Below are 26,365 nucleotides of genomic sequence, written 5' to 3'. Positions count from 1 at the left end.
CTGGGCCAACCCGACCGAGGCGGCCTCGATCGGCGCAGCGGCCTGCGGCGTGCTGGCTGTCCTGACCGGCGGCATGCGCTGGGACGGCATCAAGAAGAGCCTGATCGGCACGGCACACGCGACCGCCATGATCTTCCTGGTGCTGCTGGGCGCCGACCTGCTCAACTCCGGCCTGGCGCTGACCCAGCTGCCGACCGAGCTGGCCGACTGGGTCAAGAACTCCGGCATGCCGCCGCTGCTGGTGCTGTTCGCGATCCTGGGCGTCTACGTGCTGCTGGGCTGCGTGATGGACTCGCTGGCCATGATCCTGCTGACCGTGCCGATCTTCTACCCGATGGTCATGGGCCTGGACTTCTTCGGCATGAGCGTGCCCGACAAGTCGGTCTGGTTCGGCATCCTGGCGCTGATGGTGGTCGAGATCGGCCTGGTGCATCCACCCGTCGGCATGAACCTGTTCATCATCCAGAAGCTGGCCAAGGATGTGCCTTATATCGAAACGGCCAAGGGCGTGATGCCGTTCCTGGCGTCGGACTTCATCCGCATCGGCTTCCTGGTCTTCTTCCCGGCCATCTCGCTCGGCCTGGTCCACTGGATGGGATGAGCAGACGATGAGCAGCGAGCCGCGGGCCCAGCCAGCACTGAGGCGGCATTTCACCTACCGCCTCAATACCCTGAGCAAGCTCAACGACATGATGAGCCAGGAGCTCTACCTGGCCGGCTCGGGATTGAGCCTGCCGGAGGCGCGCTGCCTGGCCGCCATCGGCTCCCAGCCTGGGCAGCTCACGGTCATGCAGCTCTCTTTCGAGGCCAATCTCGACAAGGCCCAGGTCAGCCGCACGACCAAGCTGCTGGTCGAGCGCGGCCTGGTGTCCAAGCTGCCCAGCCCCGAGGATGGCCGCTGCGTGCAGCTCACGCTGACCGCCCTGGGCCGGCAATGCTGGGAGCGGGTGATGCCGCTGATCCAGCAGCGCAACCAGGAGCTGCTGCAATGCCTGAGCGAGGCCGAGCAGGCCACCCTGCTCGGCCTGTTCGACCGCATGCTCGAACGGGCGCGCCAGCAGCTCCGCAGCGACAGGCCAGGCGACTGAGACCGTCAGGGCCGGGCTGAAAAAAACCGCCCACAAAGGGGCGGCAAACTTTTGGAGCCATCCAGAAACGTGACGGTCAGAAGCTGTGCTTGATGCCCATCAGGTAGGTCGCCTCTTTCTCGTCCGACTTGGCCAGGTCGGAGTCCACCTGGCCAATCTCGGCAAACACCATGGTGCGCTTGCTTAGGGTGTACTCGCCACCCAAGGCCACCGCCTGGGTCGAGGTGCCACCCTTGAACTTCTGGTCTTCATAGCCCAGCTTCAGACGGGCGGCCGATGTGATCGGCACGCGTACCGCCGTGCTCCAGCGCTCGGACTCGGGCGTGGAGCCGTAAGCGTCCACGTTGGTGTAGGTCAGGCCGAACTTGGCAACGCCGAAGTCATAGGCACCGCCGACGGTCAGGACGTCCTTGCCTTCAGCGTTGTCCTTCGATGAAGGTGCCGTACCGGCATTCTTGGTAAAGCCGACGCCCAGGGCCAGGGGACCGCTGCGATAGCGCAACGCCACTTCGGTGGTGTTGACCTTGTTGCTGGTCATCTCGGCCTTGGGGACATAGGAGATGCCGGCCTTGAAGCCCTGGATTTCAGGGGTTTCATACATGAGGGTGCCGTTGTAGCGCGTCGGCGCATCCAGCGGGCCCCCATAGACGGTGGCACCCAGGCCCAGCGGAGTGTAGACATCCAGCGCCGGACGCAGCAGGAAGTCCACCGGACCCCAGAACCGGCCCATCGAGACCTCGCCAAACGCACCGCTCAGGCCCAGCTTGGTGTTGGCGAAATAGTCGTGGCCGTTGCCGGTGGACCCGGTATCCGGGTTGAAGCGGTAGTTCAGCAGCACGTTGGCCTTGAGGCCACCGCCCAGGTCTTCTGTCGTGCGGATGGTGTAGTGGTTACCCGCCGCATCGAGGTTGTCGATGCCGGTCTTGGAGGGCGTGCCGTCGGCTTTGGCCGAAGACTGCTTCAATCCGATCACCACGCCACCCGAGAGGATGGCGTTGGATTGGGCCATGGCGCACGAGGTTGCGAACAAGGCCAGCAAGGGAAGAATACTTTTTTTCATACATGTCTCCTGTCGATGTTTTCTAGCGAGAAATTCAGATGGATATTTGAGAAGTCACATGAATCAACCACCCTCCATGAGTTGAGAACCTATCTCCCTGTGAAATTCGGCTTGCGCTTTTGCGCAAACGCCTGGCGCCCTTCCAGGAAATCCTGACTGGCTGCGCTCAGGTCCTGCCTTTGCCTGATCACGGCCGCCTCGTCGGTGCCGGCCGCGATCTCCCTGATCGAGCGCTTGGTCAACTGGGCGGCCAATGGCGCCAGGTCCCTGATCTGCGCGACCAGGGCAGCGAGCGCTGTCGTCCAGGACTCGGCCGGTAGGACAGCCGTCAGGAAGCCGATCTGCTGGAGCGCGGCCACCGGCAGGGCTTGCGCGGTCAGGAAGGCCCGCAGCGTCATCGACTGGCCCAGCCTGGCGACATAGCGCTGCAGGCCGGAACGGTAGTAATGCAGGCCGAGCGCTGCGGCCGGCATGCGCAGCTCCGTCCCCTCCAGCGCCACACCGATGTCGCAAGCCAGCAGCAGGTCGGTCGCGCCGCCATAGACGCTGCCGTTGAGGGCGCAGACCGTGATCGGCCGCATCTGCGCGATCGCATCGGGTATCTGCTCGAACAAGTCGGGATCGGAACCCTCCTCCTCGAAGCCACCGAGGTGGTAGCCGGCACTGAATACCGGCCGGCCCTGCCCTTGCGTGTTGGCCGTGAAGACCACCACGCGAACCGTCTCGTCAGCGTTCAGCGTTTCGACATACCGAAGCAGTTGGTGCAAGTCGCCGTTTTCAAGCCGGTTTCTTTGCGCAGGGCGGTTCAGGGTGAGGGTGGCGATCCCATCCTCGATGACGAGAAGGGGGCTGCTTGAAGCGGGGGCGGTGGTTTCCATGGCGGCCTGCAGCTGCTTCAATTCCAGCCGTACACCGTCATGGTGGACTCGCCCCGGCGCAGCCGCTGCAGGATGGCGGCCTCGTCGGCTTCGCGTTTCAGACTGGCGGCAACGACCTCGGCCGCCTGGGCTTGGGGAATGACCACCACGCCGTCGCTGTCGCCCACCACCAGATCCCCGGCGTGGACCACCACCTGGCCCAGGGTGACGGGATAGTTGATCCAGCCGATGGCGCCGAAGTCCTTACCGGTGCCCTGGATGCACAGGCCGCGGGCAAACACCGGAAAACCAAACTCACCCAGCAGCGCACCGTCGCGTACGCAGCCGTCGATGACCAGACCGGCCAGGCCGCGCACCTGGGCCATGGTGGTCATGATCTCGCCCCAGTAGCCATGCTCGTAGGCACCGTTGGCATAGACCACCATCACATCGCAGGGTTGCGCCAGCTCCAGGGCCCGGTGCAGCCACAGGTTGTCGCCCGGCGGCGAATGCACGGTCAGCGCCGAACCGGCGAACTTGAACTGCGGCGCCACCGGCTTGATCGCCGACGGCAAGGCGCCGATCTTCTTGCCGGCTTCATGCAGGGTGGCCGTCGGCAGCTGCGCGGCCTGGGCAATCAGTTCGGCCGGCAGGCGCGCCACATCGAGCCGGGTGGTCAGGGCGGGGTCGTGGCGTTTCATGCGCCCTCCCGGGTTTGCAGGCTGTGGTACTTGTTGAGCTGGCGTGCTTCATCGAGGCGCATGCCACCACGCGCGGCTTCGCGAATGCGGCTTTCAGCCGCCTCGATTGCCTCGGCCACCTCCAGCACACGGTCCTCGTGCTCCTTGGGGATCACCACCACGCCGTCGGTGTCCCCCTTGAGGATGTCACCCGGCGCGACCCGGGCGCCGCCGATGTTGACCGGCACCCCGGTGGCCTCGACCTGCACCCGGTCCTTGCCGGTGCGCATCCAGTGATCGATCGAGAACACCGGATAGCCCAAGGAGAGGCACAGGTGGGTGTCGCGGTTGATGCCGTTGATGACGGTGCCGGCAATGCCGCGCCGGTGCGCGATCTCGGTCAGGATGTCGCCCCAGACCGTGCAGTCCTCGCGGCCGTTGTTGTCGAGCACCACCACGCTGCCAGGAGCGACGTCGTCGATGTAGTCGCCCACCGTGCCGCAGGGCTTGGCGGCCGGCCCGTACTTGAGCGTCCAGGCCCGGCCGGCCATGCGGAAGTCGCTGCTGCGCGGCTTGATCTTGTAGCACTGGCCCAGGATGCCCAGCTTGTCGAGCGCATCGCTCAGCGTGGGAGTGTCGAGTTTGGCGGCGCGCGCCACGTTCTTGTCTTGGATATCGCTCATCTTCATTGCTCCAGCATGTGTTCGTAGTTGCCACCCATCACCTGGCCGATCGGCGTGCCGGCCAGGATGGCCTTGGCCATGGCGGCCTCCTTGGCGACGATGGTCTCGGCGGCCTCCAGCACGCGCTCGATCTCGGCCGCGGCGATCACGATGACCGCGCTGCGGTCGGCCAGCAGGTAGTCACCCGGCTGGACCGTGACCTGGCCGCCCTGCTCGGCGCCAAGCGTGACGGGCACCTGGGTGCCGAGCTCGACCACCCGGCCGCGCGCGGTGCGCGAGGTCAGGCTGCGGCTGTAGATCGGAAATTCGTAGCCGATGGCCTCGTCGACATCGCGCAGCGGTCCGTCGGCCACCACGCCCGCAATGCGGCGCATCCTGGCGCCCAGGGTCAGCAGTCCGCCCCAGCAGCCGGCTTCCAGGCCGCTGCGCTGCTCGACCACGATGATGTCGTCGGGACCGGCTTGCTCGATGGCTGTACAGCCCAGGTGCCTGGGCGGGCCCGGCGGTGGCTGGCCGGGTCCGACCTTCATGGTCACGGCACGGCCGGCAATGCGGCTGTTGCCGCCAGGGCCGGCACTGCGCAAGGGCAGCCCGGTGACCGCGCCGGGCAGACCCAGCTTGTCAAGGGCGTCGGAAACCGCGCAGGCATCGAGCCGGCGCAGGCGTTGGATATTCGGGTCAGTCATGTCTAGGGCTCCTGTGGTTCAGGCAAGGGGTTTCCAGGCGGCAAAAGCCAGTCCGGTGCCGGTCAAGGCCGGGGTGCGGTAGCCGGGCAGGTACTCGACCCAGTCCAGGTCAAGATCGCGCGCCAGCTCGCCGACCACCAGCCAGTTGCGGATTTCGGAGCTACCGGCTTGCAGCAGCTTGGGGTCGAGCGCCGCCAGGGCGGCACTGTCCTTGTTCCGGATCGCGTCGAGCACCTGCCAGTCGAGCGCTTCATCGACCACGAAATGGCTCAGACCGCCAGAGGCGATCACGCCCACGCGCAGGTCTTCGGGCCAGGCCGCGATCAGCTCGCGCAGCGCCTTGCCTAAGGCCACGCAGCGGCGCGGCGTCGGCTGGTTCGGCGGATCGAAGGTGTTGAGGATGACCGGGATCACCGGCAGCTCATGGTCTTTCAGCAAGCGGCGGTGCACGAACTGGAAGGCATGGCCCTCGAACTGGCCCGGCGTCAGGCCGTCCATGGCGGTGATGTCGAAGTCGCGCTCGCAAAGCTGGCGGATCAGCCATTCGGCCAGGTCCTGCTTGACCGGGTAGTCGCGGTCCTGCTCGGGTTCGTGGCGCCACATGCGCGCCGACTTGACCCAGCTGTCGCTGGGACTGGCGGGTTCGCGCGCCGTGTTGCGGATGGTCGCGCCGTAGTAGATCGCGATCGCCGGGTTGTTGCTGGTGTGGAACAGCTCGGTCTGGTCGTCGCCCACGATCAGCAGCAGATCGAGCCGCGCCGCCTTGATGCGTTCGTGCAGCTGGTCCATCGCGGCTTCGGCGGCGTCGTAGCGCTCGGACATTCTTTGCGGCGTGACCATGGCCTCGCTGCCGGGCGGTGCTGCTGCCAGCAGCGCGGCGTAATCGGTCTTGTTGCCCTGCTTGTCGTAGTAGTGGGCGTTCTTGGGGTCGATCAGCTTGAAGTGGTGCTGCCAGTCCTCGCGCTGCGAGACCAGCATGATGCTGTGCGATGAGCCAAAGGCTGCAACGAGTTGTGCCATGTCAGGGTCCTGTGAATCAATGGGCGGCGCAAGGGGCGGTAACGGATCGGATCGGGTCACACCACGAAACGGGTGCGCAGTTCGGCGATCTGGGCCGGGCTGTAACCCAGGCCGGTCAGGATCTGCTCGGTCTGGTCTCCCTGCCGGGGCGCGGCAGTCAGGGGGCCGCTCTGGCGCGGGTAGCGCGAGAAGTTCATCGGCAGGCCAACGACCTCGATGTCCCCGAGTTCGGGGTGCTGCATCGTGCGGGCGATGCCCAGATGCTTGACCTGCGGGTCCTCGAACATCCGGTCCACCGAGTAGATCGGGCCGCAGGGCACGCCCGCCTTGAGCAGGATGTCGGTCCACTCGCCGGTGCTGCGCTGCCTGAAAGCCGCCGCCACGGCCGAATTGACCCGGGCGCGGTTCTGCACCCGTTCGGGATCGGTGCCAAGACCTGGCTCGTCGATCAGCTCGGGGATCTCGAGCGCGACGCACAGGCGCTTGAACATCGTGTTGCCGATCGCGGCCAGGTTGATATAGCCGTCACGGGTCTGGAACACGCCGGTCGGCACGGTCAACGGATGCTCGTTGCCGGTGGTGACGGGCACCTTCTTGTCGATCAGCCACTGCGCGGCCTGGAAGTCGAGCATCGCGATTTGCGACTCGAGCAGCGAGGTCTGCACCCACTGCCCCTCGCCGGAGACTTCGCGCTCGAGCAAGGCGGCCATGATGGCCTGGGCACAGAAATGACCGGAGCACAGGTCAGCGATCGGGATGCCGACCCGCATCGGGCCGTCCTCGGGCCGGCCGGTCACGCTCATCAGCCCGCCCATGCCCTGGGCGATCGAGTCGAAGCCCGGCCAGTTGGCATAGGGGCCGTCCTGGCCAAAGCCCGAGATGCTGGCATAGACCAGCCGCGGGTTGATCTGGCGCAGTTCATCCGGGCCGATGCCCAGGCGGTACTTGACGTCGGGCCGGTAGTTCTCGATGAAGACATCGGCGGTCTTGACCAGCTCGTGCAGGATGGCCAGCCCGGCGGGCTCCTTCATGTTGAGGGTCAGGCTTTCCTTGTTGCGGTGCAGGTTCTCGTAGTCGGCGCGGTTGTGATCGCGCCCGCCGATCATGTCGTCGCCCCCCGGTGCACCGGGCGGGATCTCGAGCTTGATGACGCGCGCGCCGAGGTCGGCAAAGGTGCGGATGGCGGCAGGGCCGGCCCGCACGCGCGAGGCATCCAGGATCGTCAGGTGCGACAGCGGGCCCTTGCGAGCGGTATCGGAAGCATTCATGGCAGCGGTCTCCATCAGGCCGGGGTGAACATGGGCACGGCTTGGCCGCCTTGCGCGGGCTTGAACCGGACCCGAACGGGGTCGCCGATGCGGACCTGCGCCGGGTCGCAGTCGACCAGGTTGGTCATCAGGGTCACGCCCTCGTCGAGGGTGACGAAGGCCAGGGTGTAGGCCGCGTCGCCCTGCCCCATGGTGCTGAAGGAATAGACGGTTCCGGTGCCCAGGGCGTCTTGCCAGACGGTGTCGCTGCTCAGGCAATGCGGGCAGATGTCGCGCGGGTAATGGTGGAACTGGCCGCAGCTGTTGCAACGCTTGACCAGCAGTCGACCCTCGTCGGCAGCGCTCCAGTAGGCCTGGGTCTCGGGCAAGACCTGGGGTGCAGGTATTTTTCTCATGTCAGACACGCTCCAGAATCAGGGTGCCGGCGGTGTGGCGCGAGGCCAGTGCACCGCCAATGCCGTTGGCCAGGGCCAGCGTGCAGTTGGGTACCTGCACGGCCGGGTGCGCCTCGCCACGCAGCTGGCGCACCGCTTCGATGACCTTGGTCATGCCGCCACGGTTGGCCGGATGGTTGTTGCACAGGCCGCCGCCGTCGGTGTTGAACGGCAGCTTGCCGACCCCCGAGATCAGGTTGCCGTCCATCACGAAGCGGCCGCCCTCGCCCTTGCGGCAAAAGCCCAGGTCTTCGAGCTGCATCAGCACCGTGATGGTGAAGCTGTCGTAGAGCGAGGCGTACTGGATGTCCGCCGCCGTCAGGCCGGCTTCGGCAAATGCCAGCGGGCCGGACCAGGCCGCCGCCGAGTAGCTCAGGTCCATCTGCCCGCCCATGCCGTGCTTGAGCGCTTCACCGGTGCCGCGCACCATCACCAGGGGGCGGCCGCTCTGGCGCGACAGCTCGCGGGCAATCTCGGGTCTGGCGACGATCAGGGCGCCGCCGCCGTCACTCATGACGCAGCAGTCCAGCCGGTGCAGGGGATCGCTGACCAGCGGCGAGCCGACCACATCGTCCACCGTCACCACCTTGCGCAGCATGGCGTTCGGGTTGTGCTGGGCATGGTGCGAGGCAGCGACCTTGATCCAGGCCAGCTGCTCAGCCGTGGTGCCGAATTCGTGCATGTGGCGCTTGGCCACCATGGCGTACAGGTTCTGGGTCGCGGGGCCATAGGGCAGCTCGAACGCCAGCTCCGGGGCGTCCGGGTCGGGTGCCTTCAATGCCGTCTTGGGCGGCCCCTTGACCTGGCCTGCCTGGGCAGCCGCCGCGGCCGCCGCCCTGGCCTCCTCCATCATGGCGCGTGGCCGCCCGGCCAGGGTGACGAGGGCGATGTTGCAGCGCCCGGCTGCAATCGCCTCGGCCGCATGCGCTACATGCAGGATCGGCGCCGAGCCGCCGCACTCGGTCGAATCCACATGGCGCAGCTTCAGGCCCAGGTACTCGGCCACGGTGGCGGTGCCCAGGCCCGGCGCGTCGCCAGCACAGAAATAGCCGTCGATGTCGCTCTTGCTCAGACCCGCATCCTCCAGCGCGCCCTTGGCCACGTCGGCATGCAGGCGCAGCACCGACAAGTTAGTCGCCAGACGCGTCGGGTGCTCGTAGGCACCGACAATGGCCGCCTTGCCGTTCAAGCTCATGGTGTGGTTCTCCGTGACAGCCATCTCATTGCTCGGGCGTGAAGCCAGTGGCCTTGATGACCGGGCCCCAGTAGGCCAGCTCCTGGCGCTGGATCTGGTCCATCTCGGCGGCGGGGCGGAAGTCGGGACTCAGCGTGGCCTTGTTGATCAGGGTGTCGCGCACCTCGGGCAGGTCCAGCGCGTACTTCAGCGCGTTTTGCACCCGCTCCAGCATCGGCCTGGGTGTCTTGGCCGGGGCCCACATGCCGGTCCAGGCATCGCCGGCATCGACCTTGATGCCCTGCTCGATGAAGGTCGGCACCTCGGGCAGCAGCGGCGAGCGCTTGGCACCGAACACGCCCAGCAGGTTGACTTTTCCCGCCTTCTGGTGCGGCAGGATGTCGCCGGCCGTCATGATGCCGGCCGGCACCTGGCCGCCCAGCAAGTCGGAAACCAGCGGACCGTTGCCGCGATAGGGCACCACCTGCAGGCTGGTTCCGATGATCGTGCCCAGCTGCACGCCGGTGAAGTGGGTGTGACCGCCTGCCCCCGCGGAGCCGAACGTCGTGTGGTTGGGGTTGGCCTTGACCCAGGCCACATAGTCCTTGGCGGTCTTCAGGCCGGCTTGCGCCTTGACGGCCAGCACCAAGGGGTAGGAGGCAATCATCCCGACCGGGGTGAAGTCGGTCAGCATGTCGTAGCGGAGCACCGCGGTCGGGTACAGCAAGGTCTGGAACACCGGCGTGGCGTTGGGCGCGATCATGTAGGTCAGGCCGTCGCTGGCTGCGCCCTTGAGGGCCTGGGCGGCGATGCGCCCGCCCGCGCCGGGCTTGTTCTCGACAATGATCGTGTGCTTGAGCACGGTGGACATCTTGTCCGCCAACAGGCGGGCCATGGTGTCGGTCGATCCTCCGGGCGGGAAGCCAACCAGGAACTTGATCGGCGGGTCGGACTGGGCCTGTACGCTGAGGGCGCTGCCGAGCAGCATGGCTGCCGTCAGAGCGGTGAAGATTTTGCGCGTGATCATCTTTGTCTCCTGGTTGTTTCTTGTCGGCAAGCGGTTGTCAATGGCGGTGATGGGTGGCGATGCGCTGCAGGTGCCAGGCGGCATCGCCAAACAACTGGCCAATGACCATCAGCCTCTTGCTGTAGTGACCGACCCGGCATTCGTCCGTCATTCCCATGCCGCCGTGCAACTGGATGGCGGCCAGGCCGATCTGGCGCCCCTGCTGGCTGGCAAAGGCCTTGGCCGCTGACACGACGCGACGGCGTTGTGCCGCGTCATCGCCCTGCACCGCCGCCGCTGCGGCACAGGCCATCGACTTGAGTTGCTCGAGCGCGATCGCCATGTCGGCCATGCGGTGCTGCAGCACCTGGAACTTGGCCAACGGGGCGCCGAATTGCTTGCGGGTACGCAGGTGATCGGCGCTGTGGACCAGCAAGGCTTCGACGGCACCGGCGGCCTCGGCACACAGCGTGGCGTTGGCGGCATCGAGCACCGCCTCGATCGCGTCGGCCGCCTGGCCGGGCTCACCAAGCAGTTGCCCGGCGCCCAGCTCGACCTGGTTCAGGCTGATGTGGGCGGCGCGGCGACCATCGAGGGTGTCAAAGCCCTGCACCTGCACGCCAGGGGTGTTGGCATCGAGCGCGAACACGCTGAGACCTTGGCGATCGGCGTCAGCGCCCGAGGTGCGCGCAACCACCAGCAACAGGTCCGCCGTGTCGCCATGCAGCACCAGGGTCTTGCGACCGTTGAGGAGGTAGCCCTGGGCGCTGCGGCTGGCCCGGGTCTGGACCCGTTGCCAGTCGTAGCGGGCCCCCTGCTCCTGCAGCGCCAGCGCTGCCTGGCGCTCGCCACTGGCCAGGGCGGGCAGCCACTGCTGCTGTTGCGACAGCTTGCCCAGGCGGGCCAGCAACTGGCCTGCCAGCACGGTATGGGCCAGCCAGGCGCCACCGCCCAGGGCACGCCCGAGCTCCTGCGCCACCAGCATCAACTCCACGGCGCCCTGTTCGCTACCGCCCAGGTCGGCGGCAAAGGGCAGGCCCAGCAAGCCGAGCTCGGCCATGGCTTGCCAGCGCTGGCGGCCTTGTGCCGCCGTCTCGGGGTTGCCCCGGTGCTCGGCCGGATACTCGCCAGTGCAAAAGCGCTGCACGGCGTCGCGCAAGGCCAGGTGATCATCGTTCAGGGAAAAATCCATCGTCTTGTCCTCGTTGGCGGTTCAGTAGGCGTCCAGCGTGGCGCGGGCGATCAGGTTGCGTTGCACCTCGTTGGTGCCGCCGTAGATCGTGACCTTGCGCGAATCCAGGCAGTTGGCTGTCAGCGCGACCAGGGCTTGATCGACCGCGGCCTGGTCGAGGTGCTCGAGCTCCTGGGCCGCCAGCGAGAACGGCACCGCATCCGGGCCGGCGATGTCGACCAGGGTTTCATAGATGGCCTGGCGCAGTTCGGTGCCACGCACCTTGAGCATCGACGCCTCGACGCCGGGGGTGCGGCTTTGCTGGTGCGGGCTGAGCAGGCGCAGCGCGGTGAACTCGAGCGCCATCAGCTCGACCTCGAATTGCGCCAGCCTGGCTTGCAGCAGCGGGTCATCGCCCAGGCCTTGCTGGCGGGCCAGTTGGTGGGCTCGGGCCAGCTGCTGCTTGCAAGAGCCGATGCCCGCGATGCCGGTGCGCTCGTGGCCCAGCAGGTATTTGCCGTAGGACCAGCCCTGGTTCAGTTCACCGACCAGGTTCTCCACCGGCACGCGCACGTTGTCCAAATAGCACTCGTTGAGGTCGGTGCCGCCTTCGAGCATGCGGATCGGCCGCACGGTCAGGCCGGGCGACTTCATGTCGATCAGCAGGAACGAGATGCCTTCTTGCGGCTTGCTGGCGTTGGGATCGGTGCGCACCAGCGCGAACATCATCGAGCACCAGTGGGCGTAGGAGGTCCAGACCTTGTGGCCGTTGACCACGAAATGCCTGCCGTCCGGCTCCAGCACGGCGGTGGTTCGCACCGCCGCCAGGTCCGAGCCCGCGCCGGGCTCGGAGAAGCCCTGGGCCCACCAGGTGTTGCTCTGGCGGATGTCGGGCAGATACCGGCGTTTCTGCTCCTCGGTGCCGAAAGCCAGCAGCACCGGGCCCAGCATCTGGATGCCGCTGGCGATGATGCGCGGGGCGCCGCCGAGCTGGGTTTCCTCGTCAAAGATGTATCGCTGCACATGGGTCCAGCCGGGGCCACCGTGCTCGGCGGGCCAGCTCGGCGTGAGCCAGCCGCGGGCCTCCAGGATGCGGAACCAGGTCACGTAGTCCTCGTGCTCGATCCGCAGGCCCAGCTCGACCTTGCGCTTGATGTCCGCCGGCAGCTGCTGGCGCACGAACTCGCGCACTTGCAGGCGAAAGGCGTCTTCCTCGGGGGTGAATTGCAGTTTCATGCTTGTCGTCTCCTGGTCCGGTGACTGGGGTATCGGGGTCAGGCCGGCCGGGCCACGACCAGCGCATCGAGAGCCAGCACGGCGGGGGCCGAGCCGCAGGGGTAGGCCAGCAGCGGGTTGATGTCGATTTCGCTGATGGCCGGGTTGGCCCGCATCTGCGCCCCCAGCAAGGCCACCACCTGAGCAATCGCAGCCAGATCAACCCCGCTGGCGCCACGGATGCCCTGCAGCACCGCGGCAGCCTTGAGGCGACCGAGCTCGACCACGATGTCCGCTTCGGCCATGTCGGCCGGAATCAGGCGCACATCCTTGAGGGCCTCGATCCAGATGCCGCCCAGGCCCACCAGCACCACCGGGCCCCAGTCCTCGTCTCGCTTGGCGCCGACCACCAGCTCGAGTCCGCGCGGCCCCATGGCTTCGACCAGGGCGCCGTCGAGCTGGAGTTCGGGTCGGTGTCGGGCCACGTTGGCAAACAGCTGCGTCCAGCCATGGCGCAGTGCGGCTTCGTCGGCCAGGCCGACCAGCACGCCGCCGACATCGCTCTTGTGCGGCAGTTCGCTGGCCTGGGCCTTGAGCACGACCGGAAAGCCGATGCCTTGTGCGATGCGCACCGCCTCATCGACATCGCGGGCCAGGCCACCGGCAGGCACCGGCAGGCCAGCGGCCTGGAGCCAGGCCTTGCCCTGGTATTCGGCAAAGATGCCGTTCGGCGGCACCACGCCAGGCAACGGCAGTGCGGGTGGGTGGGCGGACTGGGCGCGTGCGGCGCGTTGCAGCGCCTCGCCATACTGGGCCACCCGCTTGAGCGCCCGCAGCGCTCGGTCTGCAGAGCGAAACAGGGGCAGGCCGCTGGCGTTGATGGCCTCGATGAAGAAGGGCTCGACCGGGCTGTCGTCACCCGTCAGCACCAGCACCGCCGGCTTGCTGGCCCTGGCCACCGTGGGAACGATATGCTCGGCCTTGTCTTGCTGCGCCACCACGGGCCCGACGGGTATCGCCAGCACGATGCTGCCAATGCCCTCGTCCTCGAGCAGGGTCAGCAGCAGCTCGCCGACGATGGCGGGGTTGCGCACGCTCACGGTGGTGTAGTCGAGCGGGTTTTCCGCCACCGCGTAGGCCGGCAGCATGGCGCTCAGCTTGTCGACCACCGGCTGGCTCAAGGCCGGCAGGTCCAGGCCAAGCTCGTCGCAGAAGTCCAGGGCGATGTTCTTCATCGCGCCCGAACCGGTCATGAAGGCGGTGCCTCCGGCGGGTGGTTGCGGGTAGCGCAGCAGCACCGCGGTCACGTCGAGCAGTTCATCGAGGGAATCGACCGTCACCACCGCCTCGCGGCGCAGGCAGGTCATGGCGGTGGCATGGTCGCCGGCCAGGGCGCCGGTATGGGACTGCGCCGCCTCGCGGGCCCGGGCACTGCGGCCCGGCATCAGCAGCACCACCGGCTTGCCGACCAGTCGCGCCTGTGCCGCCAGTTGCAAGAAGCGTTGCGGCTGGCGGATCTGCTCCACGTAGACCGTGAGGGTGCGGATCTGCGGGTCGGCAATGTAGGCCGCCAGCACGTCTTCCACGCAGACCGACACTTCATTGCCGGTGGAGAACACGCAGGCCACCGGCACGCCCCGGCCCAGCAGCGCGTCGCGCAGGTTGGCGGCCATGAAGCCGCTTTGCGCCACGATGCCGACGCCCGGACGGGTTTCACGCTCACGCGCGGCCAGGGGCTCGAAGGTGATCGGAACGCCGGCGGCCAGGTTGCTGAACCCCATGCAGTTGGGTCCCACCAGCGTGATGCCGGCTTCGGCGGCGACCCGGGCCAGTTCGACCTGCTTGGCTTGGCCCTGCTCGCCTGCTTCCGCATAGCCAGAGGCAAACAGCACGGCCGCATGGCACTGCCGCGCGGCCAGCGCCCGGACCGCATCGAGCACACCGGCTTCGGGGATGGCCAGCACCGCCAGGTCAATGCCGGCCGGCAGCTCGTCTATCGTCTTGACACAGGCGCGGCCGTTGATTTCCGCACTGCTGCGGCTGACCAGGTGCAGCACACCGTCGTAGCCATAGCGCTCCAGGTTGCCCTGGACAAAGCCGCCAAATGAGCGCGGATCGGCCGAGGCCCCCACCACCACGATGGAGCGTGGCTTGAGGATGCGGTTCATCCGGGGCAAAACCGTTTCGGTATCCGGGGGGGAATAAGCCATGTGGGAACAACCTCTTTCTTGGGCAGGAACGTTGACCGATAACATCTGGAGCACAGATTGGAGCGGATTCTGGCATACAAACTTTGATCCAAAAAATACCAGATCGCGGTTTTTGCTGCTTCCAAGGGTTTTCACTGAGTCAATCGGTTGATTTCAGGTCAGAAACCTGGCTCAAAAAACGCAAATCAATCTTATTTTTAACATTTCTATCCATTGACAGCACAAGAAACAGGCAAAACCTCACCCAACAGGCGAATCACCCCAGTGCCAGGGCAGAAATCTGGCATTCCTTGAAAAACAATTTGAATACCACGATAAAAAACGGGTATATTTGGAACGCGTATGGAAAACACCACCGACCTTGATGCCGCCTCGGCTGAACCGAGCTTCCCGCTTGCGAGCGAGGAAGGCCGCCCGCGAGGGGGGCGCGCGAACGAAATCCGGCTCGCTCTGCAAGAAGAGATCGAGAGCGGCAAGCTGCCTCCGGGCAGTCCGCTCGACGAGCGCGCACTGGCGGCGCGCTTCAATGTCTCGCGCACCCCGGTGCGTGAAGCCTTGCAACAGCTGGCCGCCCACAACCTGCTGCGCATCGCGCCGCGCCAGGGTGTCTATGTGTCACGGCTGTCGATCAGCCGGGTGCGCGCGATCATGGAATCGGTCGGCGAGCTCGAAGCCATGTGCGCCAAGCTGGCCGCGCGTCGTGTCGATGACGCCTTGCGCGCCGAACTCGATGCGACGGTGCAGAAATGCCAGGAAGCCGCGATCGAAGGCAGCACCGAGGAATACGCCGCCGCCAACTCGGCCTTCCATGAAGTGATCTACGTCGGCAGCCGCAACAGCTACCTGGCCGATCTGATCCGCGGCGCCCGACGCCAGATCCACCGCTACCGCCTGCGCGACTTCGTGACCCGGGCCCAGATCAGCCGCTCGCTGCAAGAGCACCAGAAGATCGCACGCGCCATCCAGGACGGGGACGAAAGCGCCGCCGCCCAGTTGATGCTGCTGCATGTGCCTTCAGGCTCGACCGGCTTCTCGGAGTTCCTGGCCCGCATGCCGATGAGCCTGTTCGATCCCGACTCGAACGAGTCCTGAGTCTTTTCAACCGCCACCCCCACCCCGCTACCCTGCCATGGCCCACCCACCCCGCTCGATCGATGTTCCAGGCGCCTCGCACAAGGCGCCGATTCCAGCCGCGGCCCGCGTGGCCAACATCCTGTGTACCTCGGCCGTGTCCGGCAAGGACCCGGCCAGCGGGCAGCTGCCCACTGCTGTCGGCAGCCAGGTGAAGAACGCCTTTGCCAACCTGCGGGCCGTGCTGGCGGCGGGCGGTGCCAGCCTGGACCAGGTGGTCAAGTTCAGCATCACCCTGCATGACGACAGCGTGCGCGAGGCGGTCAATGCCAAGTGGCTGGCCGCCTTCCCCGACCCGCAGGACCGGCCGGCGCGCCACATCACCGTTCATCCCTTGCAGCACGGGATGCTGTTGCAGCTGGAAGTGATTGCCGTAGTCCAGTAACCCCCATAACACCACAGAGGAGACACCCCCATGATCATCGATTCACATGCCCATATCCACATGCCGCCGGAGAGCTTTCGCTTCATGGCGGAATTGGTGGGCGGCCGCGCCAACCCCTACACCCTGCCCAAGATCCCCGAGGCCTCGATCCGCAAGGTGGCCGAGGACCAGATCCGGATCATGGATTCGGTCGGCACCGACATCCAGTTCATCTCGCCGCGTCCCTACCTGCAGATGCATTCGGTCAAGCCCGGCAAGGTAACCGAGCTCTGGTCGCAGCACTGCAACAACCTGATTGCCGAATTCGTCAAGATCGCACCCGACCGCTTCCGTGGCGTCGCCGGCCTGCCGCAGTTCATGGACGAGCCGCTCGAACAGCGCGCCATCCCCGAGCTGCGCCGCTGCGTCAACGAGCTCGGCTTCGTCGGCTGCCTGATCAACCCGGACCCGACCGAAGGCCTGGGTGATCCGCCTGGCATGGGCGACGCCTACTGGCACCCGCTGTACCAGGCGATGGTCGAGCTCGACGTGCCGGGCCTGATCCACTCGGCCAGCAGCTGCAGCGACCGCGAGTCCTACACCCTCAAGTTCCTGAACGAGGAAACGATCTCGATCGTCTCGCTGCTGGGCGCCAAGACCTTCGATACCTTCCCCGAACTCAAGATCGTGGTGGCGCACGGCGGCGGCGCCATTCCCTACCAGATGGGTCGTTTCCGCTCCTGGAACGTGCGCAAGGGCGAGAAGGAAACCTTCGACGAACAGCTCAGGAAGCTCTACTTCGACACCTGCAACTACAGCAGCGAAGCGATGGATCTGCTGCTCAAGGTGGCCGGCACCGACAACGTGATGTTCGGCACCGAAAAACCCGGCACCGGCAGCGCCAGGGACCCCCTGACCGGGCGCGACTACGACGACATGAAGCCGGTCATCGAAGGCCTCGGCTGGCTGACCGAAGAGCAGAAGAAGAACATCTTCGAATGCAACTGCCGCCGCGTCTACAGCCGCGCCTTCCGCCAGGACGAAGACTGCTAAGCCCAGCCCCAGGAGACAAGACCATGCCCTTGACCAAAGAAGAAAACGATCTGCTGTGCCGGGTCGAAAACGGCGCACCGATGGGCGAGATGATTCGCCAGCATTACTGGCTGCCTGCCGTGCCATCGTGCAAGCTCGAAGCCGACGGCGCCCCCGTGCGCGTGCGCCTGCTGGGCACCCGGCTGGTGGCCTTTCGCGCCACCGATGGCAGCGTCGGCGTGCTCGACGAGCAATGCTCGCACCGCAAGGCCTCGCTGGCGCTGGCCATCAACGCTGACAACGGCTTGCGCTGCATCTATCACGGCTGGAAATTCAACGTCAGGGGCGAGGTGGTCGAGGCGCCGAACCACACCGGCAACCAGGAACAGTTCTGCAACCATGTGCGGGTCAACCGCTACACCACGGTGGACCGTGGCGGCATCGTCTGGGTCTGGCTGGGCCAGGGCGATACCCCGCCGCCCTTCCCCGACCTGCCGTTCATGGACCTGCCGGCCAGCCAGCGCTCGGTCACCAGCGTGGAGGTGCCGACCAACTGGGTGCAGGGCGTCGAGGCGTCGATGGACTCGTCCCATGTCGGCGTGCTGCACGAATCGACCACCCAGATGGCCGCCGGCGGCGGCAACCAGCGCCTGCTGATGACCAAGGCGCTGGCGCCCAAGCTGGAGTTCGAGGAGCGTCCCTACGGTTACCGCTACGCCGCGCTGCGCCAGCTGGCCGACGAGCAGGTCTATGCCCGGGTCAACAACTTCGTCATGCCCTGGTACGGCATCATCTGCCCGCCCGACGCCAACAGCCCGACCACGGTGTTCTTCTCCACCCCGGTCGATGACGTGACGCATCGCGCCTGGTTCGTGCACTTCAACCCCCGGCAGGAGCTGGGCATGACCATCATGTCGGCCAGCCCGGATGTCTGGAACTTCCCGCCCTTGCCGCCCGGCGAACCGAGGGACAACTGGGGCCAGAACCGCGACCTGATGAAGCGCGGCCACAAGACCGGTTTCCCGCAGCACCTGGGCACCGAGGACTTCGCGATGTTCCTCAGCCAGGGCCCGGTCTACGACCGCAGCGACGAGCAGCTGTGCTCGGCCGATGGCGCGGTGATCCGGGTGCGCCAGTTGCTGCTCAAGGCAGCGCGCGAGTTCATGGCCGGCAAGGCGCCGACCCAGGCCCATCACCCCGAACTCGACTACCGCAAGATCCAGTCGGTCGGCGGCGTCATTCCCGCCGGCACTGACTGGCGCGCGCTGGCCGACGCCTGAGCGCCACCCGACCCACCGGCTCGCTGCCTGCCCACCCGACCCGTCAGAGGCCGGGGCAGGCATCGACTTGGCCTGCTTCGCCCCCTAGGAGACCCCCATGACACTGAAACGCCGCCAGCTCCTGTTGTCCAGCGCCGCCCTGCTGCCTCTGCCCGGCCTGGCATTGGCACAGAACAAGCCGGTTATCCGCTTGCTGGTGGGTTTTCCCGCCGGCGGCGCCACCGATGCCATCGCCCGCGTGGTGGCCGACCGGCTGCCCGGCCTGCTGGGCCAGCCGGTGATCGTGGACAACAAGCCGGGCGTGGGCGGGCGCATGGCCGGCGACATGCTGCTGGCCGCCCCCGCCGATGGATTGACCTTCATGGTGGCCCCCAATGCCACGCCGACCTTCCAGATGCTGGTGTTCAAGGACCAGATCAAATGGAACAGCCTGAAGGACTGGGTACCGGTAGCCAGCTTTGCCTCCTATCCGCTGGGCATGGGGGTGGCGGCCAACCTGGGGGTCAGCAACGCCAGGGAATTCGTCCAGTGGGTGAAGAAGAACCCGGGCAAGTCCAGCTACGGCACGCCGGGCCTGGGGGGACAGAACGCCTTCCTGGGCGTGCAGTTTGCCAAGGCCGCCGGCATCGACCTGCCCGTCACGCCCTACAAGGGTTCGCCACCGATGGTCACCGACCTGGTCGGCGGCCATGTGCCGTCGGCCATCAGCCTGCTCGACGGCATGATGCCGCATCACCGCGCGGGCAAGATCCGGATCATCGGCGTCTTCACCAAGGAGCGCTCGCCGCTGATGCCTGAAATCCCGACCTTTGCCGAGCAGGGCATCGACGTCACCTCGGGCGAAGGCTGGACCGGCATCTGGGCCAGGACCGGCACGCCCAAGGCAGAAGTGCAGCGGATGGAAAAAGCGATCCAGCAAGTGCTGCAGATGCCCGAGGTCAAGGAGGTGATGAGCCAGCGGCTGATGGTGCACCCGGTGTTCCGCAGCGGCGCCGAACTCGATGCCCTGCAGCGGGCCGAGCTGGCGCACTGGGAACCCGTGATCAAGAGCGCCGGCTTCAAGCAGGAGTAAACCGGTCGTCTCGGACGCCTTGGGCGCCGACCACCCAGCATCGAAAGGATTCATGTGACCGCTTCCCCCCTTCTGCAAGTGCGCGTTCGCGCACTGACCTACGAGGCCCAAGGCATCCTCGGCATCGAACTGGTGCCGCTGTCTGCAGAGAATCCCCTGCCGGCGTTCAGCGCCGGCTCGCACATCGACCTGCATCTGCCGACGCCGCAAGGCCCGCTGATCCGCAGCTACTCGCTGCTCAACGACCCGCGCGAAACCCACCGCTACTGCATCGGCGTCAACAAGGACGCGCGCTCGCGCGGCGGCTCGGCCTATGTCCATGCCTCGCTGCGCGCGGGCGACATCCTGACCATCAGCGCGCCACGCAACAACTTCCCGCTCGACGAAGCGGCGCCGCACCAGGTGTTCATCGCGGGCGGCATTGGCATCACACCGATGCTGGGCATGCTGGCGCGCGCCCAGGCCCTGGGTACGCCCTGGACGCTCTACTACACGGCGCGTACCCGGGCTCATGCCGGCTTCCTGGACCTGCTGGAGACGGCCGCCGGCGCCGGCAACGGCCAGGTGGTGCTGAACTTTGACCAGGAGCCCGGCGGCCGGATGCTGGACCTGCCGGCCATCGTCGCGGCCCTGCCCGCTGGCGCCCATCTGTACTGCTGCGGCCCGCTTCCGATGCTGGAGGCCTACGAGAAAGCCACCGCCGGCTTGCCGGCCGCACGGGTGCACAAGGAATATTTCGCTGCCAAGGACGCCCCTGCCACCGAGGGCGGCTTCACGGTCGAACTGGTGCGCAGCCGCCAGTCGCTGCAGGTGCCCGCCGGCAAGAGCATCCTGGACTGCCTGATCGAGATCTGCGCTGAGCCGCCCTATTCCTGCCGTGAAGGCATCTGCGGCACCTGCGAGGTCAAGGTACTCGAAGGAACGCCCGACCACCGCGACCTGGTGCTGAGCGACAGCGAACGCGCCGCCAACGACCGCATGCTGGTCTGCTGCTCCGGCGCCAGGAGCGCCAGGCTGGTACTCGACCTGTAAGCATCCGCAAAACAAGAACTGGAGACATAACCATGAGCGAATCCCTCGTCAGCTACGCCCTCGAAGGCAATATCGCCTTGATCGGCCTGAACCGGCCCGACAAGCGCAATGCCATCAACGACCCCCTGGTCGACGAACTGCGCGCCGCCGTGCTGCGCGCCCATGAAGAGGCCGATGTGGCGGTCTTGCACGGCCACGGCAGCAACTTCTGCGCCGGGCTCGACCTGGCCGAAGCCCTGGCACGAGCCACTGGCCAGATCAAGCCCGCGCGCAAGCGCCGGCGCCACAACTGGCACGAGGTGTTTGACCTGATCGCCCGCGGCCCGATTCCCTTCGTGGCGGCGCTGCATGGCGCGGTAGTCGGCGGCGGACTCGAGCTGGCCATGGCCGCCCATGTGCGGGTGGCGGACGAGACCGTGGTCTGCGGCCTGCCCGAAGGCCAGCGCGGCATCTTCGTCGGCGGCGGCGGCACGGTGCGCATCCAGCGCGTGGTGGGCACCACGGTGATGATGGACATGATGCTGACCGGGCGTCTGCTCAATGCCGCCGAGTCGCTGCAGGAGCATGTCGTGCGCTATGTGGTGCCGGCCGGCACCGCGCTGGCCAAGGCGCGGGCCATCGCCGAACGCATCGGCCAGAACAGCGTGGAAACCAACTGGATGATCATCAACGTGCTGCCGCGGGTGCAGGACCTGTCGCACGACGACGGCCTGTTCCTGGAACAGCTCAACTCCGCCCGTGCCCGTCCGCCCGAAGCCGAAGCCCGCCTGCGCGAATTCGTCGACGGCAAGGCCAGGAAACTGCAGGAAAACCAGGCCTGAAATGACCCATTCCATCATGAGCCACTACGACCTGTTCCACGTCAGCGACGAAGACCGAGCCCGCGCCCAGGCCCACGCCAGGTTCGCTGCCGCCGAAGCCGCCAAGATTCCCGACATCCCGGCCGACCTGCCCTTGCGCCCGATCCAGCGCGTCGCGGTGATTGGCGCCGGCACCATGGGCGGCGGCATTGCGATGTCGCTGGCCAACATCGGCCTGGCAGTGACGCTGATCGACGCCCACCAGGAAGGCCTGGAGCGCGGCCTGGCCCGCATCCGGGACAACTACGCCACCACGGTCAAGCGCGGCAAGCTGAGCCCAGCCGAGATGGAGCAGCGCCTGGCCTGCATCAGCGGCAGCATCGAGATGGCTGCGGTCAAGGACGCGGACATGGTGATCGAGGCCGTGTTCGAGGACATGGGTCTGAAGCAATCCATCTTCCGCCAGCTCGACCAGCACTGCAAGGCCGGCGCCATCCTGGCGACCAACACCTCGGGCCTGGACGTGGACGAGATCGCCGCCGTCACCCGGCGCCCGCAGGACGTGGTGGGCGCCCATTTCTTCAGCCCCGCGCATGTGATGAAGCTGCTCGAGGTGGTACGGGGCAGCAAGACCGCGCCCGATGTGATCGCCACGCTGATGGAGCTGGGCCGGCGCATGGGCAAGATCTCGGTGCTGGCGCGCATCTACCCCGGCTTCATTGGCAACGCGCTGTTTCGCCACTACACCCGCGAAGCCCATTTCGCGCTCGAGGACGGCGCGCTGCCGCACGAGGTCGATGCTGCGCTGAAGAGATTCGGCTATGCGATGGGCATCTTCGCGGTGCACGACATGGCCGGCAATGATGTGGGCTACCAGACCCGCAAGGCGCAGCTGGCGACCCGGCCGACCGACCGGCGCTGGAACGACCTGATCATGAAGCTGTGCGACCTGGGACGGCTGGGCCAGAAATCCGGCCAGGGCTGGTACCGCTACGAAGCGGGCGACCGCACGCCACGGCGCGACCCCGAACTCGAACAGTTTATCGTCGAGGAATCGGCCCGCATGGGCATCAGCAGAAAACCCATCAGCGAGGACGAGATCCTGCAGCGCTGCCTCTACGGCATGATCAACGAAGGTGCCAAGCTGCTTGAACTCGGCATTGCGCTGCGCCCGAGCGACATCGACATCACCTATCTGACCGGCTATGGTTTTCCGGCCCACCATGGCGGACCGATGTACCTGGCAGACCGCATCGGCCTGGATCGGGTGCTGGCTGAAATCGAGCGCCTGCATGCCGAGTACGGTTACTGGTGGACGCCGGCGCCGCTGCTGAAAAAGCTGGTCGCGCAAAAGCGCTGCTTTGCCGACTGGCAGGCCGCCTGACCATCCATCGCCAACCTGCACATCATTCGGAGCATCGACATGGACCTGGGGATTCAAGGCCGCAAGGCCATCGTCTGCGCCTCGTCGCAGGGCTTGGGCCATGCCTGCGCGCTGGCACTGGCGCAGGAAGGCTGCCTGGTTGTCATCAACGGGCGCAATGCCGAGAAACTGGCCCTGGCCGCGCAATCGATCCGGGCAGCGACGGGTCAGGCGGTCATGACCGTGGCCGCCGACCTCAACACCGAGCCAGGCCGTGCAGCCTTGCTGGCAGCTTGTCCGGAGCCTGACATCCTGGTCAACAACAATGCCGGGCCGCCGCCCGGCCAGTTGTCCGACTGGGACCATGCCGCCTGGACCGGCGCGCTCGAGAGCAACCTGCTGAGCGCGGCGCTGCTGCTGCGCGAGGTGTTGCCGGGCATGCGCAGCCGCGGCTTCGGGCGGGTGGTCAACATCACTTCCGCGATGGTCAAGACCCCCCATGCGGCCATGGGCCTGTCGACGGCGGCACGCGCCGGACTGACCGCGCTGTCCAGGGCGCTGGCACGCGAGGCCATCGTCGACAACGTCACGATCAACAACCTGCTGCCCGAGCGCTTCGACACCCCGAGGCAGGAATTCATGGCGCAGCAATTGATGGCAACCGCAGGCATTGACCGCGCCAGCGCACGGCAACGCATTGCAGACAGCTTGCCCGCGCGCCGATTCGGCCGGCCGGAGGAATTCGGTGCTGCCTGCGCCTTCCTGTGCAGCGCCAACTCCGGCTTCATGACCGGGCAGAACCTGCTGCTTGACGGCGGCTCCTACTGGGGTCTGATCTAGCATGAGCGCCTCCCACACCGCCCCATCGGCACTGGCACCGTTCAAGGCGCCTGCATTCAGGAATCTGTGGCTGACCTGGCTGGTGGCCAATCTGTGCATGTGGATGAACGATGTCGCTGCCGCCTGGATCATGACCTCGCTGACCCCTTCTCCGGTCTGGGTCGCGCTGGTGCAAAGCGCAGCGACCCTGCCGGTGTTCCTGCTGGCCCTGCCCAGCGGGGCGCTGGCAGATGGGATTGACCGCAAGAAATACTTCATGCTGACCCAGATCTGGGTGGCAGCGGTGGCCTCGGTGCTGGCCGTCGTCACCTGGCTGGATGGGCTGACGCCCGAGCTGCTGCTGCTGCTGATCTTCGCCAACGGCATCGGGCTGGCAATGCGCTGGCCGGTCTTCGCCGCCATCCTGCCCGAGCTGGTCAGCAAGCCGCAACTGCCTGCGGCGTTGGCACTCAACAGCGTGGCGATGAACGCATCGCGCATCGGCGGCCCCCTGCTCGCTGGTGCGCTGATCGCCATCGCAGGCAGCGTCTGGGTGTTCGCACTCAACGCGGTGCTGTCCCTGGCGGCGGCGCTGGTGATTGCACGCTGGAAGCGTGAGCACCAGCCGCATCCGCTGGGTCGAGAACCCCTGCTGACGTCGATGCGCGTCGGGCTGCAGTACATCGCGCAGTCCGGGCGTCTCAAGGCCGTGCTGCTGCGGATCTGGATCTTTTTCCTCAGCTCATCCGCCCTGGTCGCCCTGCTGCCGCTGGTGGCGCGCGGCATGCAGGACGGGAGTGCCGGGACCTTCACGCTGCTGCTGGCAGCCATGGGCAGCGGCGCCATCGCCTCGACGATGCTGCTGGCCCATTTGCGGCACCGCTACACCCGGGACGGACTGCTGCTGCGCGCCGCGCTGCTGCAGGCGGTCTCGATGCTCGTGATGGCGCAGACCCACAATCTGTGGATCGCCCTGCCGGCGATGTTCCTGTCCGGGATGACGGTGGTGACGACTGCCAACATGCAGACGGTGTCATTCCAGCTGTCATTGCCCGACTGGGTGCGTGCACGCGGCATGTCGGTCTACTTCATGACCTTGATGGGCGCAAGTGCCTGCGGCGCCGCATGGTGGGGACAGCTGGCGGCGTGGACCGGGTTGTCGGCCAGCATCAGTGTGGCGGCCGTGACGGGAGTTGCCGCCATCGCACTCGTGATCCGGCTGCGACCGGAGGCGGAGACGCTGGAGGATCTGAGCCCGCGGCGCCTGTTCCCGACACCGCAACACCCTGCGCCGCCGCCGAGTGGAAAACTCTGGCTCAGCATTGAATACCAGGTGGACCCGGAGTCTGCCGCCGAATTTCGCGAGTTGATGCTGAGCCAGAGTCGTGCGGCCCGGCTCAGGCAGGGCGCGCTGTCCTGGGAGCTGATGCATGACATCAGCGATCCGGGCAGCTTCATCGAGGTCAGTATCGAACGCTCGTGGACCGATCACCTGCGCCGGTTCGAACGCATCACGGCTGCCGATGCCGAGCTGCACGAGCGCAAGCTGGCGTTTCACATCGGGTCCGAGCCACCCTGCGTCAAGCGCTACCTGATCGAAACGCGCGCTTGACAGGGTGGCAACCGGACAGCAGGCAGCGTAGTCAGGGGCCAAGCCATCTGGGCGCTGGATCAGACGGCGCAGCCACTGCACCGGCCGCATGGAAGTCGGCCTGGCCGCACAAGCAGAAAAGGCATCGCCAAGCGATGCCTTTTGCATATCAGGAGGCTGGGCTCAGAGCGCCTTGACCAGCTCCGGCACTGCCGTGAACAGGTCGGCTTCCAGGCCGTAGTCGGCGACCGAGAAGATCGGTGCCTCGGCGTCCTTGTTGATCGCCACGATCACCTTGGAGTCCTTCATGCCGGCCAGATGCTGGATCGCACCCGAGATGCCGACCGCAACATACAGCTGCGGCGCGACGATCTTGCCGGTCTGGCCGACTTGCAGGTCGTTGGCCGCGTAGCCGGCATCGACTGCCGCGCGGGAAGCACCGATGGCTGCACCAAGCTTGTCGGCCAACGGCGTGATGACTTCGTTGAACTGCTCGGCACTGCCCAGGGCACGACCACCCGAGACGATGATCTTGGCTGCGGTCAGTTCCGGGCGGTCGTTCTGCGCGATCTCGCTGCGGACCCAGGCGCTCTGGCCGCTGTCAGCCACAGCTGCCACAGCTTCAACGCTAGCGCTGCCACCCTGTGCCGCTGCCGCGTCGAACGCCGTGCCGCGCACGGTCAGCACCTTGATAGCGTCGGCGCTCTGCACGGTCGCGATGGCGTTGCCGGCGTAGATCGGGCGCTCGAAGGTATCAGCCGAGACGACCTTGGTCACGTCGCTGAGCTGAGCCACATCAAGCTGGGCCGCGACGCGCGGCGCGACGTTCTTGCCGCCCGCCGTGGCCGGAAACAGGATATGGCTGTAGCCGGCTGCGAGGCTCAGCACTTGCGCGGCGACGTTCTCGGCCAGGCCGTGCGCCAGGCTGGCACCGTCGGCGTGCAGCACCTTGGAAACACCGGCGATCTGGGCTGCAGCGGCAGCAGCGGCGCCGGCATTCTGGCCTGCGACCAGCACATGCACATCGCCGCCGATCTGCGCGGCAGCCGTCACGGTATTGAGGGTCGCGCTCTTGATCGAGCCGTGGTCGTGTTCTGCGATGACGAGGATGGACATTAGATAACCTTTGCTTCGTTCTTGAGCTTGTCGACCAGAGCCGCCACGTCGGCGACCTTGATGCCGGCCTTGCGGCCCGCCGGCTCGGCCACTTTCAGCGTCTTCAAGCGCGGCGCAACGTCCACACCCAGGTCCGCCGGCTTGACGTTCTCCAGCGGCTTCTTCTTGGCCTTCATGATGTTCGGCAGCGTCACGTAGCGCGGCTCGTTCAGA

General features: G+C 66.6%; 26 protein-coding genes and 1 pseudogene. 12 read left to right on the top strand and 15 right to left on the bottom strand.

Annotated elements, in window-relative coordinates; translation table 11 throughout:
- Both C6P61_RS16000 and C6P61_RS15995 read left to right on the top strand, forming a co-directional pair.
- Positions 1-601 (top strand): TRAP transporter large permease subunit (locus tag C6P61_RS16000; protein WP_146115074.1); only part of this gene is annotated, 601 nt, incomplete at its 5' end.
- Between the two features lie 7 nt (positions 602-608).
- On the top strand, positions 609-1,088 hold the full coding sequence (locus C6P61_RS15995) for a MarR family winged helix-turn-helix transcriptional regulator (protein ID WP_105730917.1): 480 nt from the start codon (positions 609-611) through the stop codon (positions 1,086-1,088).
- Positions 1,089-1,164: 76 nt separating this feature from the next.
- Here the strand turns inward: C6P61_RS15995 and C6P61_RS15990 are convergent, their stop codons facing one another.
- The 13 genes from C6P61_RS15990 to C6P61_RS15930 all read right to left on the bottom strand — a co-directional run bounded on the left by C6P61_RS15990 (position 1,165) and on the right by C6P61_RS15930 (position 14,552).
- A complete protein-coding gene (locus C6P61_RS15990) occupies positions 1,165-2,148 on the bottom strand; it encodes a porin (protein WP_105730916.1) in 984 nt (327 codons plus the stop codon).
- An 89-nt stretch (positions 2,149-2,237) separates the two neighbouring features.
- Complete coding sequence (locus C6P61_RS15985; RefSeq protein ID WP_105730921.1) at positions 2,238-3,026, bottom strand: enoyl-CoA hydratase/isomerase family protein; 789 nt, start codon at positions 3,024-3,026, stop codon at positions 2,238-2,240.
- Positions 3,027-3,043: 17 nt separating this feature from the next.
- On the bottom strand, positions 3,044-3,706 hold the full coding sequence (locus C6P61_RS15980) for a 4-carboxy-4-hydroxy-2-oxoadipate aldolase/oxaloacetate decarboxylase (RefSeq protein ID WP_105730915.1): 663 nt from the start codon (positions 3,704-3,706) through the stop codon (positions 3,044-3,046).
- Entirely contained in the window at positions 3,703-4,368 is a 666-nt protein-coding gene (locus C6P61_RS15975) for an RraA family protein (protein WP_105730914.1), read from the bottom strand. Before C6P61_RS15975 ends, C6P61_RS15980 begins: the two co-directional genes overlap by 4 nt.
- Positions 4,369-4,370: 2 nt before the next feature.
- Positions 4,371-5,054: an RraA family protein gene (locus tag C6P61_RS15970; RefSeq protein ID WP_105730913.1), complete on the bottom strand. Its 684-nt coding sequence runs from the start codon at positions 5,052-5,054 to the stop codon at positions 4,371-4,373.
- 18 nt (positions 5,055-5,072) lie between these two features.
- Positions 5,073-6,074: a DODA-type extradiol aromatic ring-opening family dioxygenase gene (locus C6P61_RS15965; protein WP_105730912.1), complete on the bottom strand. Its 1,002-nt coding sequence runs from the start codon at positions 6,072-6,074 to the stop codon at positions 5,073-5,075.
- A 56-nt stretch (positions 6,075-6,130) separates the two neighbouring features.
- Positions 6,131-7,342: a CaiB/BaiF CoA transferase family protein gene (locus C6P61_RS15960; protein WP_105730920.1), complete on the bottom strand. Its 1,212-nt coding sequence runs from the start codon at positions 7,340-7,342 to the stop codon at positions 6,131-6,133.
- Between the two features lie 14 nt (positions 7,343-7,356).
- Positions 7,357-7,737, bottom strand: a complete 381-nt coding sequence (locus tag C6P61_RS15955) for a Zn-ribbon domain-containing OB-fold protein (protein WP_105730911.1) — start codon at positions 7,735-7,737, stop codon at positions 7,357-7,359.
- Position 7,738: 1 nt separating this feature from the next.
- Positions 7,739-8,971, bottom strand: coding sequence for a thiolase domain-containing protein (locus C6P61_RS15950; protein ID WP_105730919.1), 1,233 nt, complete (start codon positions 8,969-8,971; stop codon positions 7,739-7,741).
- A 25-nt stretch (positions 8,972-8,996) separates the two neighbouring features.
- Complete coding sequence (locus C6P61_RS15945) at positions 8,997-9,977, bottom strand: Bug family tripartite tricarboxylate transporter substrate binding protein (RefSeq protein WP_105730910.1); 981 nt, start codon at positions 9,975-9,977, stop codon at positions 8,997-8,999.
- Positions 9,978-10,014: 37 nt separating this feature from the next.
- Positions 10,015-11,148 carry an acyl-CoA dehydrogenase family protein gene (locus C6P61_RS15940; RefSeq protein WP_105730909.1) on the bottom strand — a complete coding sequence of 378 codons (1,134 nt, stop codon included), beginning with the start codon at positions 11,146-11,148 and terminating at the stop codon, positions 10,015-10,017.
- Between the two features lie 21 nt (positions 11,149-11,169).
- The gene (locus C6P61_RS15935) at positions 11,170-12,363 is read right to left on the bottom strand and encodes an acyl-CoA dehydrogenase family protein (protein ID WP_105730908.1); all 1,194 of its coding nucleotides are present in this window, start codon (positions 12,361-12,363) and stop codon (positions 11,170-11,172) included.
- Positions 12,364-12,401: 38 nt separating this feature from the next.
- Positions 12,402-14,552 (bottom strand): acetate--CoA ligase family protein, encoded by a 2,151-nt coding sequence (locus tag C6P61_RS15930; protein WP_105730907.1) that lies wholly within the window; start codon positions 14,550-14,552, stop codon positions 12,402-12,404.
- Between the two features lie 342 nt (positions 14,553-14,894).
- Between C6P61_RS15930 and C6P61_RS15925 the strand changes: the two genes are divergently transcribed.
- From C6P61_RS15925 to C6P61_RS15880, 10 genes are all read left to right on the top strand, one after another.
- Positions 14,895-15,644, top strand: a complete 750-nt coding sequence (locus C6P61_RS15925) for a GntR family transcriptional regulator (protein ID WP_105730906.1) — start codon at positions 14,895-14,897, stop codon at positions 15,642-15,644.
- A 37-nt stretch (positions 15,645-15,681) separates the two neighbouring features.
- The gene (locus tag C6P61_RS15920; protein ID WP_105730905.1) at positions 15,682-16,068 is read left to right on the top strand and encodes a RidA family protein; all 387 of its coding nucleotides are present in this window, start codon (positions 15,682-15,684) and stop codon (positions 16,066-16,068) included.
- Positions 16,069-16,098: 30 nt separating this feature from the next.
- Positions 16,099-17,100, top strand: a complete 1,002-nt coding sequence (locus tag C6P61_RS15915) for an amidohydrolase family protein (protein ID WP_105730904.1) — start codon at positions 16,099-16,101, stop codon at positions 17,098-17,100.
- A gap of 23 nt (positions 17,101-17,123) precedes the next feature.
- A complete protein-coding gene (locus C6P61_RS15910; protein ID WP_105730903.1) occupies positions 17,124-18,359 on the top strand; it encodes a Rieske 2Fe-2S domain-containing protein in 1,236 nt (411 codons plus the stop codon).
- A gap of 97 nt (positions 18,360-18,456) precedes the next feature.
- Entirely contained in the window at positions 18,457-19,431 is a 975-nt protein-coding gene (locus C6P61_RS15905) for a tripartite tricarboxylate transporter substrate-binding protein (RefSeq protein ID WP_105730902.1), read from the top strand.
- Between the two features lie 54 nt (positions 19,432-19,485).
- On the top strand, positions 19,486-20,463 hold the full coding sequence (locus C6P61_RS15900) for a PDR/VanB family oxidoreductase (protein WP_105730901.1): 978 nt from the start codon (positions 19,486-19,488) through the stop codon (positions 20,461-20,463).
- 32 nt (positions 20,464-20,495) lie between these two features.
- A complete protein-coding gene (locus C6P61_RS15895; RefSeq protein ID WP_105730900.1) occupies positions 20,496-21,284 on the top strand; it encodes a crotonase/enoyl-CoA hydratase family protein in 789 nt (262 codons plus the stop codon).
- 1 nt (position 21,285) lies between these two features.
- Positions 21,286-22,647 carry a 3-hydroxyacyl-CoA dehydrogenase gene (locus C6P61_RS15890; protein ID WP_244908980.1) on the top strand — a complete coding sequence of 454 codons (1,362 nt, stop codon included), beginning with the start codon at positions 21,286-21,288 and terminating at the stop codon, positions 22,645-22,647.
- A gap of 39 nt (positions 22,648-22,686) precedes the next feature.
- Positions 22,687-23,466: an SDR family oxidoreductase gene (locus C6P61_RS15885; protein ID WP_105730899.1), complete on the top strand. Its 780-nt coding sequence runs from the start codon at positions 22,687-22,689 to the stop codon at positions 23,464-23,466.
- Between the two features lies 1 nt (position 23,467).
- Positions 23,468-25,057 carry an MFS transporter gene (locus C6P61_RS15880; protein WP_105730898.1) on the top strand — a complete coding sequence of 530 codons (1,590 nt, stop codon included), beginning with the start codon at positions 23,468-23,470 and terminating at the stop codon, positions 25,055-25,057.
- 162 nt (positions 25,058-25,219) lie between these two features.
- Here the strand turns inward: C6P61_RS15880 and C6P61_RS15875 are convergent, their stop codons facing one another.
- Together C6P61_RS15875 and C6P61_RS15870 are read right to left on the bottom strand one after the other, a co-directional pair.
- Positions 25,220-26,152, bottom strand: coding sequence for an electron transfer flavoprotein subunit alpha/FixB family protein (locus C6P61_RS15875; RefSeq protein WP_105730897.1), 933 nt, complete (start codon positions 26,150-26,152; stop codon positions 25,220-25,222).
- Positions 26,152-26,365, bottom strand: a pseudogene (locus tag C6P61_RS15870) (electron transfer flavoprotein subunit beta/FixA family protein); the annotation flags it as partial. The pseudogene C6P61_RS15870 and the gene C6P61_RS15875, both read right to left, overlap by 1 nt.

This window comes from Malikia spinosa, assembly GCF_002980625.1.
Lineage (GTDB): Bacteria > Pseudomonadota > Gammaproteobacteria > Burkholderiales > Burkholderiaceae_C > Malikia > Malikia spinosa.
This window is presented reverse-complemented; position numbering and strand designations above follow the sequence as displayed.

Bases quoted from the DNA above. Each gene is read 5' to 3' on its own strand.
- C6P61_RS15995 (WP_105730917.1), top strand. From the start codon at position 609: ATGAGCAGCGAGCCGCGGGCCCAGCCAGCACTGAGGCGGCATTTCACC.
- C6P61_RS15990 (WP_105730916.1), bottom strand. From the start codon at position 2,148: ATGAAAAAAAGTATTCTTCCCTTGCTGGCCTTGTTCGCAACCTCGTGC.
- C6P61_RS15985 (WP_105730921.1), bottom strand. From the start codon at position 3,026: ATGGAAACCACCGCCCCCGCTTCAAGCAGCCCCCTTCTCGTCATCGAG.
- C6P61_RS15980 (WP_105730915.1), bottom strand. From the start codon at position 3,706: ATGAAACGCCACGACCCCGCCCTGACCACCCGGCTCGATGTGGCGCGC.
- C6P61_RS15975 (WP_105730914.1), bottom strand. From the start codon at position 4,368: ATGAGCGATATCCAAGACAAGAACGTGGCGCGCGCCGCCAAACTCGAC.
- C6P61_RS15970 (WP_105730913.1), bottom strand. From the start codon at position 5,054: ATGACTGACCCGAATATCCAACGCCTGCGCCGGCTCGATGCCTGCGCG.
- C6P61_RS15965 (WP_105730912.1), bottom strand. From the start codon at position 6,074: ATGGCACAACTCGTTGCAGCCTTTGGCTCATCGCACAGCATCATGCTG.
- C6P61_RS15960 (WP_105730920.1), bottom strand. From the start codon at position 7,342: ATGAATGCTTCCGATACCGCTCGCAAGGGCCCGCTGTCGCACCTGACG.
- C6P61_RS15955 (WP_105730911.1), bottom strand. From the start codon at position 7,737: ATGAGAAAAATACCTGCACCCCAGGTCTTGCCCGAGACCCAGGCCTAC.
- C6P61_RS15950 (WP_105730919.1), bottom strand. From the start codon at position 8,971: ATGAGCTTGAACGGCAAGGCGGCCATTGTCGGTGCCTACGAGCACCCG.
- C6P61_RS15945 (WP_105730910.1), bottom strand. From the start codon at position 9,977: ATGATCACGCGCAAAATCTTCACCGCTCTGACGGCAGCCATGCTGCTC.
- C6P61_RS15940 (WP_105730909.1), bottom strand. From the start codon at position 11,148: ATGGATTTTTCCCTGAACGATGATCACCTGGCCTTGCGCGACGCCGTG.
- C6P61_RS15935 (WP_105730908.1), bottom strand. From the start codon at position 12,363: ATGAAACTGCAATTCACCCCCGAGGAAGACGCCTTTCGCCTGCAAGTG.
- C6P61_RS15930 (WP_105730907.1), bottom strand. From the start codon at position 14,552: ATGGCTTATTCCCCCCCGGATACCGAAACGGTTTTGCCCCGGATGAAC.
- C6P61_RS15925 (WP_105730906.1), top strand. From the start codon at position 14,895: ATGGAAAACACCACCGACCTTGATGCCGCCTCGGCTGAACCGAGCTTC.
- C6P61_RS15920 (WP_105730905.1), top strand. From the start codon at position 15,682: ATGGCCCACCCACCCCGCTCGATCGATGTTCCAGGCGCCTCGCACAAG.
- C6P61_RS15915 (WP_105730904.1), top strand. From the start codon at position 16,099: ATGATCATCGATTCACATGCCCATATCCACATGCCGCCGGAGAGCTTT.
- C6P61_RS15910 (WP_105730903.1), top strand. From the start codon at position 17,124: ATGCCCTTGACCAAAGAAGAAAACGATCTGCTGTGCCGGGTCGAAAAC.
- C6P61_RS15905 (WP_105730902.1), top strand. From the start codon at position 18,457: ATGACACTGAAACGCCGCCAGCTCCTGTTGTCCAGCGCCGCCCTGCTG.
- C6P61_RS15895 (WP_105730900.1), top strand. From the start codon at position 20,496: ATGAGCGAATCCCTCGTCAGCTACGCCCTCGAAGGCAATATCGCCTTG.
- C6P61_RS15890 (WP_244908980.1), top strand. From the start codon at position 21,286: ATGACCCATTCCATCATGAGCCACTACGACCTGTTCCACGTCAGCGAC.
- C6P61_RS15885 (WP_105730899.1), top strand. From the start codon at position 22,687: ATGGACCTGGGGATTCAAGGCCGCAAGGCCATCGTCTGCGCCTCGTCG.
- C6P61_RS15880 (WP_105730898.1), top strand. From the start codon at position 23,468: ATGAGCGCCTCCCACACCGCCCCATCGGCACTGGCACCGTTCAAGGCG.
- C6P61_RS15875 (WP_105730897.1), bottom strand. From the start codon at position 26,152: ATGTCCATCCTCGTCATCGCAGAACACGACCACGGCTCGATCAAGAGC.